Raw genomic sequence first — 9,788 nt, 5'->3', positions numbered from 1 at the left:
CCCGGCACACACAGGTCCCACGACCCGGGGGCCTGGGGGCACCCCCCAGAAAACACAGCACGTTCGACGAGGCCTGGGCCCGCGTGGTGGCCGGCAACGGCCTGGCCGCCGTGGTCTACCTGTTCGTGGGCCACGCCATCGCCAACCGCATGCACCGGCACTGAGCCCTCCCACCCCCGGCACACACAGCGCCTTGCCAGGGCGCTGCGGCTCCCCGGAGGGGCGCGGGGAACTGCGCGGCCGGCCACAGCGGACCGGCAGCGGAGGACGACCGGTTCCCGCACCTCGGCGGAGCCCTAGCAGCAGTCGGGGTCCAGGCCCGTCGGCAGGTCGGTCGTGCCGAAGACCGTGCAGGTGGCCTCGTGGCCGCCCAGTGCGGCGACCGCCAGCAGCAGGGAACCCGCCGTCCAGGTGGTGAGTTCGCGGGGCCAGATCGCGGCGTCCTCGAAGACGTAGCCCGTCCAGTACAGGCCGCTCTCCGGATCGCGCAGGTGCTGGATGGACTGCAGGATCGTGAGGGCCCGGTCCGACTCGCCCGACGCCCACAGCGCGAGCGCGAGTTCGCTGGACTCCCCGCCGGTCACCCAGGGGTTGGGCACCACACAGCGCACACCGAGGCCGGGCACGACGAAGCGGTCCCAGGACTCCTCGATGCGGGCCTTGGCCTCCGCCCCCGTCAGCGCCCCGCCGAGGACCGGGTAGTACCAGTCCATCGAGTAGCGGTCCTTGTCGAGGAAGCGGTCCGGGTGACGGCGGATCGCGTGCCGCAGCGCGCCGACCGCCAGCTCCCAGTCCGGCTGCGGCTCTTCCCGCTGCTCGGCGATGGCCAGCGCGCAGCGCAGCGCGTGGTGGATGGAGGAGCTGCCGGTGAGCAGGGCGTCCGCGGTGGGCGTGCCGTCGTCCTCGCGGCGCCAGCCGATCTGGCCGCCGGGCTGCTGCAGCCCCAGCACCCACTCCACGGCCGCGTACACGCTGGGCCACATGCGGTCCAGGAACGTGTCGTCACCGGTGGAGAGGTAGTGGTGCCACACGCCCACGGCTATGTACGCGACGAAGTTCGACTCACGGGCCCGGTCGGTGACGTCGTCGTGGGCACCGTCCGCATAGGCCGCGTACCAGGAACCGTCCTCGTTCTGGTGCCGGGCCAGCCAGTCGTAGGCCCGCTCCGCCGCCTCGTGTTCGCCGGCCGCGTCCAGGGCCATCGCGGCCTCGGTGTGGTCCCACGGGTCCAGGTGGTGCCCGCGGAACCACGGGATCGCGCCGTCCTCCCGCTGCACGGCGAGGATGCCGCGGACGGTCGCGGCAGCCTGCTCGGCGGTGAGGACCCCGGGCAGGACGAGGTGTTCTGTCCGGGGAGTGGTCACTTGGCGGCCGCCTCTTCGGCGAGCCGCGGCAGGTGCGGCTTGGTCGCGTAGACCACGAAGCTCTTGCCGATGAGCGGGTTCAGCGCCTGTTCGGCGACCCGCGTCGCGAGCGGCTTCTTCATGATGTCCCAGACCAGCAGCTTGTGGTACGCCCGCACCGGCAGCGCCTTGTCGTTGTCGACGCCGAACGCGCACTTCAGCCACCAGTACGGCGAGTGCAGCGCGTGCGCGTGGTGGCTGCCGTACGGCTTCAGGCCGGCCTCGCGGATCTTCCCGACCAGCTCGTCGGCCTTGTAGATGCGGATGTGTCCGCCCTCGACCTCGTGGTAGGCGTCGGACAGCGCCCAGCAGACCTTCTCCGGGCCGTAGCGGGGCACGGTGACGGCGATACGGCCGCCGGGCTTCAGCACCCGCACCATCTCCGCCAGCACCCCCTTGTCGTCCGGGATGTGCTCCATCACCTCGGAGATGATGACGACGTCGAAGGACTCGTCGGGGAAGGGCAGGGCCAGCGCGTCGCCCTCCATGGCGGTCGCGGTGGCCCCCTCCGGTGCCTCCCCGGCCTCCTTCATCGCCGCGAACCACTTGGCGACCTCGCGGATCTCCTCGGCGTTCTGGTCCAGGGCCACGACCTGGGCGCCGCGCCGGTAACACTCGAAGGCGTGCCGGCCGGCCCCGCAGCCGAGGTCCAGGACACGGTCGCCGGGGGCGAGCGGGAACCGGGAGAAGTCGACGGTCAGCACGTGGCCCTGCTTTCGGAGGAGACGCCTGCAACACTTACCGGGGCCGGGGAGCGGCCGGGGGTCTGGGCCGCGGAGCGGCTGTCGGTCGCCGCGGGGCGGCGGGGGCCCGCGGAGCGGGCGATGGCCTCGCGGTACCGGGCGACGGTCCCCTCGGCGGCGCGGGCCCACGTGAAGTTCCGCAGCACCCGCTCACGGCCCGCGCGGCCGAGCCGCACCCGCAGCTCGCGGTCACCGAGCAGCCGACTGAGCCCCGCGGCCAGCGCGCCCGCGTCCCCGGGCGGTACGGCCAGACAGGTCTCGCCGTCGCGGCCGGCGACCTCGGGGATCGCGCCGCCGGTCGTGGCGACCAGCGGGGTGCCGGTGGCCATGGCCTCGGCGGCGGGCAGCGAGAAGCCCTCGTACAGCGAGGGCACGCAGGCGACCTCGGCCGAGCGGATCAGGTCGACCAGCTCGGCGTCGGAGATGCCCTTGACGAACTCGACGGCGCCTTCGAGGCCGTAGCGCTCGATCGCCGCGGCGACCGGGCCCTCCGTGGGCCGCTTGCCGACGACGACCAGATGGGCGGCCGGGTGCTCGGTGCGCACCTTGGCGAGCGCCTCCACGAGGAAGACCAGGCCCTTGAGGGGCACGTCGGCGCTGGAGGTGGTGACGATCCGGCCGGGCACCTCGGGCACGGCCGGATTCGGCGCGAACAGATCGGTGTCGGCGCCGATGTGGACGACGTGGACGCGGTCGCCGCGGACGCCGAGGTGGTCCACGATCTCCTGCCGGGAGCTGCCCGAGACGGTGAGGACCGAGGGCAGGCGGCGGGCGACGCGCTTCTGCATCCGGGTGAAGGCGTACCAGCGGCGCACCGAGTAGCGGCGCTGCCAGCCCACGGCCGCGTCCAGCTCCAGTTGCCGGTCGACGGTGATGGGGTGGTGGATGGTGGTCACCAGCGGGGCGCCGATGTCCCCCAACAGCCCGTAGCCGAGGGTCTGGTTGTCGTGGACGACGTCGAACTCGCCGGTCCGGGCGCGCAGGTGGCGGCGGGCGCGGAGGGAGAAGGTGAGCGGCTCGGGGAAACCGCCGGTCCACATCGTCGCCACTTCGAGGGCGTCGATCCAGTCCCGGTACTCGTCCCGTCCCGGGGTACGGAACGGGTCGGGCTGGCGGTAGAGGTCGAGGCTGGGCAGCTCGGTCAGCTGCAGCCGGCCGGCGTGGTCGACGCCCTCGTCGAGGACGGGGTACGGCTGCGAGCCGATGACCTCGACCCGGTGGCCGAGACGGGCCAGCTCACGCGAGAGGTGCCGTACGTAGACGCCCTGGCCGCCGCAGAACGGGTTCCCTTTGTAGGTGAGGAGCGCGATGTCGAGCGGTCGCTCGCCGTCGGATGCGGGGTCCTCCTGGGCACCCGCTTCCCGGGCCTCAGCGGTCACTCCGTGCCCCCTTCTGCCTGCACTGTCCCGCGAGACTACGCGGGACGCTAATCTAGAACAAGTTTCAGACTTGATCGTTCAGGAGGCTCTGAATCTACCGGCAGGTAGGAGCGCTGTGAGCGGTGGATCAGGTGATTCGCGCCACGGCGCGCGCCCCTGCCATGCTGTCTGATCACGTGCCCTACAGACGCCCTCACCGACTGTCACGGAACGGGACCCATGCCTGCGGAATCGAAGGTCGAAGCCACCACGGTCCGGCCCACGCCGTCCCCGGCGTCTCCGCTCACCGAGCGGCAGGAGGCCCGCCGCCGCAGGATCCTGCACGCGTGCGCCCAGCTGGCCAGCCGGGGCGGTTTCGACGCCGTGCAGATGCGCGAGGTCGCCGAGTCCTCCCAGGTCGCCCTCGGCACCCTCTACCGCTACTTCCCCTCCAAGGTGCATCTGCTGGTCGCGACCATGCAGGACCAGCTGGAGCACATGCACGGCACCCTGCGGAAGAAACCTCCGGCGGGTGACCGGGCCGCCGAACGGGTCGCGGAGACCCTGATGCGGGCCTTCCGGGCGCTGCAGCGCGAGCCGCACCTGGCCGACGCGATGGTCCGCGCGCTGACGTTCGCCGACCGCAGTGTCTCGCCGGAGGTCGACCAGGTCTCGCGTCAGACGACACTGATCATCCTGGACGCGATGGGCCTGGACGACCCCACCCCCGAGCAGCTCTCCGCCGTGCGGGTGATCGAGCACACCTGGCACTCGGCCCTCATCACCTGGTTGTCGGGCCGCGCCTCCATCGCCCAGGTGAAGATAGACATCGAGACGGTCTGCCGCCTGATCGACCTGACGGAGCCGGGCGCCGGACACTGACGCCCGGCCGTCCGACATGAGGCTCATCGGTTTCCACCAGGCCACGGACCCCGGGTATCCGGCGTCCCGGGCGGCGCCGCACCGCGCCCCGGGGCGGGCGCGGGCACCCACCCGGTCGGCGAGGTGGTCGCCTACCTGTGGATCGGGTCACCCCGTCCCGGACGCGACGGAGCTGACCGTCGATGTCGTCGGCGGCGCTTTCCGCGTCCCGGGTGGATCGTCGCTTCTCACCGACGGTCACTTCGTCTGGCGCGAGGACCTGGCCCCCTACGTCGAGCGGTACCGGATCGAACTCCCGCCGGATTGCGTCCAGACCGCTCACCGGAACGGCTTCCGCATCCCCGGCACCGGCCGCGAAACGATGCTCACCCTCTCGGTCGACGTCGGCCGGACGCCGGGCTTTCGGCCGCGGCCGTGACGGGCGGCTCCGCCACGGGTCTTCGGCGCGGGCTCCGGCTCCCCTACTCCTCGGGCGGGAACACCGCCTCCCCGCTGTCCGGCAGCGTGATCACGATCGCCTCGACCGGGCAGCTCTCGGCCGCCGTCAGGACGTGCTCGCTCGCGTCGGTGTCCGGCTCGACCGGGTGGGACTGGCGGGCGGAGTCGAGGCGGAAGCCGTCCGGGGCGTGGTGGAGGCACTGGGCCGAGCCGATGCACACGGACCGGTCGACCTCGACGTGCCAGCGGTCGCCCATGGTCTACGCCCCCGCCGGCAGGTGGATCATCTTGTGCTCGAGGTAGGCGCCGTACCCCTCGGGACCGAACTCCCGCCCCAGCCCGGAGTTCTTGTAGCCGCCGAACGGGCCCAGCATGTCCAGGCTGAAGGTGTTGACCGAGTAGGTGCCGGTGCGCACCTGACGGGCGATCTCGATGCCGTGCTCGACGTCGGCGGTCCACACGCTGCCGGACAGGCCGTAGTCGGAGTCGTTCGCGATCTTGACGGCCTCGGTCTCGTCACCGTACGGCAGCAGGCAGATCACCGGGCCGAAGATCTCCTCGCGGGCGATCCGCATGGAGTTGTCGACGTCGCCGAAGAGGGTCGGTTCGACGTACCAGCCCCGTTCCAGGCCCGCCGGACGGCCGCCGCCGGTGAGGATCTTGGCGCCCTCCTCCTGGCCGATCCGGATGTAGTCGAGGTTGCGGCGCTGCTGCCGCTCGGCGACCAGCGGGCCGACCTGGGTGGCCGGGTCCAGCGGGTCGCCGACCTTCAGCGCGCTCGCGGCCCGCGCGAAGGCGTCGGCGAACTCGTCGTAGCGGGCGCGCGGGACGAGGATGCGGGTCTGGGCCACGCACGCCTGCCCGTTGTTCATCCAGGCCGCCGGGACGATGCCCGCCACGGCCGTCTGCAGGTCGGCGTCCGGCAGGACGAGCGCCGCCGACTTGCCGCCCAGCTCCAGCGTCACGCGGGTGAGGTTGCGGGCGGCCACTTCCATCACGCGCCGGCCGGCCGCCACCGAGCCGGTGAAGGAGATCTTGTCGATGCCGGGGTGGCCGACCAGGTACTCGCTGACCTCCCGGTCGGCGGGCAGGATCGACAGCACGCCCTCGGGAAGCCCGGCGTCCCGCGCGATCTCGCCCAGCAGGTACGCGTCCAGCGGAGACTCCGGGGACGGCTTCAGTACGACCGTGCAGCCGGCCAGCAGCGCGGGCGCGAGCTTGGCGGCGGCGACGAACTGCGGGACGTTCCACGGGACGACGGCCGCGACCACCCCGACCGGTTCCCGCCGGACGAGCAGCGGACCGAGCACCCCGTCCCGGCGCTCCTCGTGGGTGAAGTCCCGGGCGACCCTGATCGCCGCGTCCCACACCATCATCGCGCCGAGCGCCTGGGCGAGGACGCTCCAGGAGTACGGGGAGCCGTTCTCGGAGGAGATCACCCGGGCGATCTCCTCGTGCCGGGCGGCGATGCCGTCCTTGATGCGGGTGACGACCTCGATCCGCTCCTCCAGCGAGGCGCGCGGCCAGGGCCCTTCGTCGAAGGCGCGGCGCGCCACGGCCACGGCCCGGTCGACGTCCTCCCGCGAGGCGTGCGGCACCCGGCCGACGACCTCCTCGGTGTGCGGCGAGATCACCTCGATGACGTCCGTGCCGAGGGGGTCGGTCAACTCCCCGCCGATGAACAGCTGTCCGTGTTCCACGAGCTGGGTCATGACCGCCCGCCTCCCGCCGCTACGGTTTCTGACGCTGTTTCAGAACTGATATCAGTTCCAGTTATCGGGGGCAATGGCCGGAACCCCGTGGGCGGACCGCGTGTGACAGGGGTGTAGGGAACGTGTCACAGGGCTCGTACCGGCCGGGGCCGTCACTTCCCCGGCACGCCGGCAGGTGGGACATTTACCGGCCGGAGCGGCCCGCAACGGGCCGCGGGGAGGGAACGGGGTGGACACCTTGACGCACCGACGACACCGCACGGGCAGCGGCAGAACCGCCGGGACGGCCCGGAGAACGACCGTCAGGGCCGGCACGCACGGCACGACGCGGCGCGGCCCGGCGGTGCTGACCGCCGCCGCGCTCGCCATGGCGGCGCCCCTTACCCTCGGCGCCGCGGGGGACGCCGGTGCGGCCGCGGACCATTCGATCGTCTTCGCCCGCTACACCGCGGCGGCGCCCGTCGAGGACCTCTACGCCGTCTCCCCCGCCGGGGGCACGCCCGTCGCCCTTACCCACACCCCCGCCGTCAGCGACGTGATGCCCAGCTGGTCCCCGGACGGCAAGCGGGTGGCCTTCGTGCGCTACGGGTCCGGTGGCGCCGTCGACGGCATCTGGACGATGAAGTCCACGGGCGGCGGCCTGAAGGCCGTCCCCGGCACCAAGGGTGCCTCAGACCCGGCGTGGTCGCCGGACGGCAAGCGCATCGCCTTCGCCAAGCCGGTCGGCACCCAGCGCGAGATCTACGTGGCCGACGTCGACGGCACCCCCGCCACCCGGCTCACCCACAACGCGGTGGACGACCTCCACCCGACGTGGTCACCGGACGGCAGGAACCTGGCGTTCAACCGCGTGGACCCGGGCGGGCACAGCCGGTTGATGCGGATCCGGCTGTCGACCCTGGCCCAGACGGCGGTCACCGGATCCGGCTCCCACGACTGGACGCCCGACTGGTCGCACACCGACCGGATCGCCTTCAGCCGCGTGGACTCCTCGGGCTTCGCCCACCTCTACGTCGTCCGCCCCGACGGCACCGGAACGCACCGCATCACCGCGGCCCGCCTCAACGACAAGAACCCCTCGTGGTCCCCGGACGGCGGCCGCCTGGTCTTCACCAGGGGCGGTGCGGACGACGCCGACCCCGAGCACCTCTACCTGGTACGGGCCGACGGCACCGGCCTGAAACAGCTCACCAAGACCGACTCCCACGACCTCCAGGCGGACTGGCGCCGCTGAGAGCCGGCGAGGGCCGGCGCGTGGGTCAGCGGCAGTACCGGTGGTAGGCCGTGCTGTAGCCCTGCTTGTAGCCGTCGACGTAACCGCGCGCCCACGAGGAGTCGTGGCCGCGCGCGTAGCCGGATCCGTAACCGCCACGGTGGCAGTCGGAGCGCGCGTCGGAGAAGCCGTCACGGAAGCCCTGCCGGAAGCCCTGGCGGTAGTGGTTCTGCGCCGGGGCGACCGTCGTGGAACTCACGTGCGTCGTCGCAGGAGACGCGAGCGCCGGCTGGGCGCTCAACGGCATGAGGGCGACACCGGCCGCCACCAGGGTGGAGCTGAGGGCAGCGGCCCTCTTGAAAGTCCTTCGCTGCATGAGCTCTCCCCAAGTACGCCTGTATACCGTAATTCCACCCTAAGGGGCTGAAAGAGTGATGCAACCCGACGCCCCACTCGCGGACGGAGGTGGCAGGGGCCCCGCGGCCCGCCGACGACCGACGGCTTAAAGTCGCCCCCATGGGTGGGGAGACCGGGGCGCGGAGCGCTCGAAGAACCAGGGGCCGTACGTGCCTGAAGTGCGACGGGCCGCTGCCGGAGAGCACGCGGCCCGTACCGCGCCTGTTCTGCTCGTGGCGGCATGCGGCATCGGGCGCGGTGATGACCGTGTTCATCGTCGTCGTGCTGATCGCGCGGCTGTCCCACTTGTGGGCACTGTTCGACTGAGGCGGCCGGGACCGGGCCCTCCTCGCACTATCTGACGCGGAGTCAGTTCGGCTTATAGTGGGCAACGGCCGTGCGGCCGTGGGGCGGAGGAGTCATGACGAAGACGCCGGGGACGTTCGATCACGGCGGGGGCGTGCGGTCCGTGCGGGTACCCATCCCGGACAACCCCCTCGGACACACGCTGGTGTACGTCGTGGACACCGACCGGGGTCCGGTGCTGGTCGACACCGGCTGGGACGACCCCGTCTCCTGGGAGGCACTGGCGGCGGGCCTGGCGGAGTGCGGTACCGCGGTGGGGGAGGTGTACGGCGTCGTCGTCACCCACCACCACCCGGACCACCACGGGCTGTCCGCCCGGGTCCGCGAGGCCTCCGGCGCCTGGGTGGCGCTGCACGAAGCCGACGCGGCGATCGTGCGCCGGGCGCGCGAGACCCGGCCCGAGCGGTGGTTCGCGTACATGGCCGCCAAGCTGACGGCGGCCGGGGCGCCCGAGGAGCACGTGGCCCCCTTGCGCGCCCCGCGCACCGGCCGCACCCTGCCCGGCCTCTCCCCCGCCCTCCCCGACCGGGAGATCGTCCCTGGTGAACTCCTCGACCTGCCCGGCCGCCGGCTGCGCGCGATCTGGACCCCGGGTCACACGCCCGGCCATGTCTGCCTGCACCTGGAGGAGGAGCACCCGGGCCGGCTCCCCGGCCGGGGGCGCCTGTTCAGCGGCGACCACCTGCTGCCGCGGATCACCCCGCACATCGGCCTGTACGAGGACCCCGACGACGCGACCGTGACCGACCCCCTCGGCGACTACCTCGACTCCCTGGAGCGGATCGGCCGGCTCGGCCCCGCCGAGGTCCTCCCCGCGCACCAGCACGCCTTCGCCGACGCGTCCGGCCGGGTAAGGGAGTTGCTCGACCATCACGAGGAGCGCCTGGCCGGCCTGCTCGCCCTGCTCGCCGAGCCGCTCACCCCCTGGCAGCTCGCCGAGCGCATGGAGTGGAACCGCCCCTGGGCCGACATCCCGTACGGCTCGCGGAACATCGCGGTCTCGGAGGCCGAGTCCCACGTCCGCCGCCTGGTGAAGCAGGGCCGCGCGGAACCGGTACCGGGGAGCGAACCGGCGGCGTACATCGCGGTGTGATCCGGTCGCACCCCCAGGGAGCGGCCCTGCTCGACAGACCCCATGGAACAACTACCGACGCGAGTCACCGACCTCTCGGCCGAGTACACCTAGGTCCTGTCGTCATGGCCGTGACCCTGGTCACGACCGCAGTGTGCCCACAGCCACCCCTCAGGCCGCTGAGGGCTGCCGGTAAAGTGGCGGA

General features: G+C 72.4%; 10 protein-coding genes. 4 read left to right on the top strand and 6 right to left on the bottom strand.

Translation table 11 applies throughout. The features are described from left to right. Positions 1-296 precede the first annotated feature (296 nt). The 3 genes from ACIHEJ_RS11455 to ACIHEJ_RS11445 are packed head-to-tail and all read right to left on the bottom strand — an operon-like array spanning position 297 to position 3,525. Positions 297-1,364, bottom strand: a complete 1,068-nt coding sequence (locus tag ACIHEJ_RS11455; protein ID WP_400134259.1) for a prenyltransferase/squalene oxidase repeat-containing protein — start codon at positions 1,362-1,364, stop codon at positions 297-299. Continuing rightward, positions 1,361-2,107 (bottom strand): class I SAM-dependent methyltransferase, encoded by a 747-nt coding sequence (locus ACIHEJ_RS11450; protein ID WP_400134257.1) that lies wholly within the window; start codon positions 2,105-2,107, stop codon positions 1,361-1,363. The genes ACIHEJ_RS11455 and ACIHEJ_RS11450 overlap by 4 nt, the downstream gene beginning before the upstream one ends. Then, complete coding sequence (locus tag ACIHEJ_RS11445) at positions 2,101-3,525, bottom strand: glycosyltransferase family 4 protein (RefSeq protein WP_400134255.1); 1,425 nt, start codon at positions 3,523-3,525, stop codon at positions 2,101-2,103. Before ACIHEJ_RS11445 ends, ACIHEJ_RS11450 begins: the two co-directional genes overlap by 7 nt. 219 nt (positions 3,526-3,744) lie before the next feature. On the opposite strand from ACIHEJ_RS11445, the gene ACIHEJ_RS11440 reads away from it, so the two are divergent. Then, entirely contained in the window at positions 3,745-4,386 is a 642-nt protein-coding gene (locus tag ACIHEJ_RS11440) for a TetR family transcriptional regulator (RefSeq protein WP_400134253.1), read from the top strand. 461 nt (positions 4,387-4,847) lie between these two features. On the opposite strand, the gene ACIHEJ_RS11435 is transcribed toward ACIHEJ_RS11440, so the two are convergent. Together ACIHEJ_RS11435 and ACIHEJ_RS11430 are read right to left on the bottom strand one after the other, a co-directional pair. After that, positions 4,848-5,081 carry a ferredoxin gene (locus tag ACIHEJ_RS11435; RefSeq protein ID WP_400134251.1) on the bottom strand — a complete coding sequence of 78 codons (234 nt, stop codon included), beginning with the start codon at positions 5,079-5,081 and terminating at the stop codon, positions 4,848-4,850. Positions 5,082-5,084: 3 nt separating this feature from the next. Further along, positions 5,085-6,536, bottom strand: coding sequence for an aldehyde dehydrogenase (locus ACIHEJ_RS11430; RefSeq protein ID WP_400134249.1), 1,452 nt, complete (start codon positions 6,534-6,536; stop codon positions 5,085-5,087). 229 nt (positions 6,537-6,765) lie between these two features. Here ACIHEJ_RS11430 and ACIHEJ_RS11425 point away from each other — a divergent pair, with 229 nt between their 5' ends. Continuing rightward, on the top strand, positions 6,766-7,770 hold the full coding sequence (locus ACIHEJ_RS11425) for a hypothetical protein (RefSeq protein WP_400134247.1): 1,005 nt from the start codon (positions 6,766-6,768) through the stop codon (positions 7,768-7,770). A 25-nt stretch (positions 7,771-7,795) separates the two neighbouring features. Here ACIHEJ_RS11425 and ACIHEJ_RS11420 read toward each other — a convergent pair whose 3' ends face one another. Continuing rightward, positions 7,796-8,125, bottom strand: a complete 330-nt coding sequence (locus ACIHEJ_RS11420) for a hypothetical protein (RefSeq protein ID WP_400134245.1) — start codon at positions 8,123-8,125, stop codon at positions 7,796-7,798. A gap of 140 nt (positions 8,126-8,265) precedes the next feature. On the opposite strand from ACIHEJ_RS11420, the gene ACIHEJ_RS11415 reads away from it, so the two are divergent. Beyond that, a complete protein-coding gene (locus ACIHEJ_RS11415; protein WP_400134243.1) occupies positions 8,266-8,472 on the top strand; it encodes a hypothetical protein in 207 nt (68 codons plus the stop codon). A gap of 94 nt (positions 8,473-8,566) precedes the next feature. Continuing rightward, complete coding sequence (locus ACIHEJ_RS11410; RefSeq protein WP_400134241.1) at positions 8,567-9,604, top strand: MBL fold metallo-hydrolase; 1,038 nt, start codon at positions 8,567-8,569, stop codon at positions 9,602-9,604. Positions 9,605-9,788 lie beyond the last annotated feature (184 nt).

The organism is Streptomyces sp. NPDC052301 (genome assembly GCF_044593395.1).
GTDB lineage: Bacteria > Actinomycetota > Actinomycetes > Streptomycetales > Streptomycetaceae > Streptomyces.
This window is presented reverse-complemented; position numbering and strand designations above follow the sequence as displayed.

Excerpts from the sequence above, each read along its gene's own strand:
- ACIHEJ_RS11420 (WP_400134245.1), bottom strand. The coding sequence starts at position 8,125 with ATGCAGCGAAGGACTTTCAAGAGGGCCGCTGCCCTCAGCTCCACCCTG.
- ACIHEJ_RS11410 (WP_400134241.1), top strand. The coding sequence starts at position 8,567 with ATGACGAAGACGCCGGGGACGTTCGATCACGGCGGGGGCGTGCGGTCC.
- ACIHEJ_RS11440 (WP_400134253.1), top strand. The coding sequence starts at position 3,745 with ATGCCTGCGGAATCGAAGGTCGAAGCCACCACGGTCCGGCCCACGCCG.
- ACIHEJ_RS11435 (WP_400134251.1), bottom strand. The coding sequence starts at position 5,081 with ATGGGCGACCGCTGGCACGTCGAGGTCGACCGGTCCGTGTGCATCGGC.
- ACIHEJ_RS11430 (WP_400134249.1), bottom strand. The coding sequence starts at position 6,536 with ATGACCCAGCTCGTGGAACACGGACAGCTGTTCATCGGCGGGGAGTTG.
- ACIHEJ_RS11415 (WP_400134243.1), top strand. The coding sequence starts at position 8,266 with ATGGGTGGGGAGACCGGGGCGCGGAGCGCTCGAAGAACCAGGGGCCGT.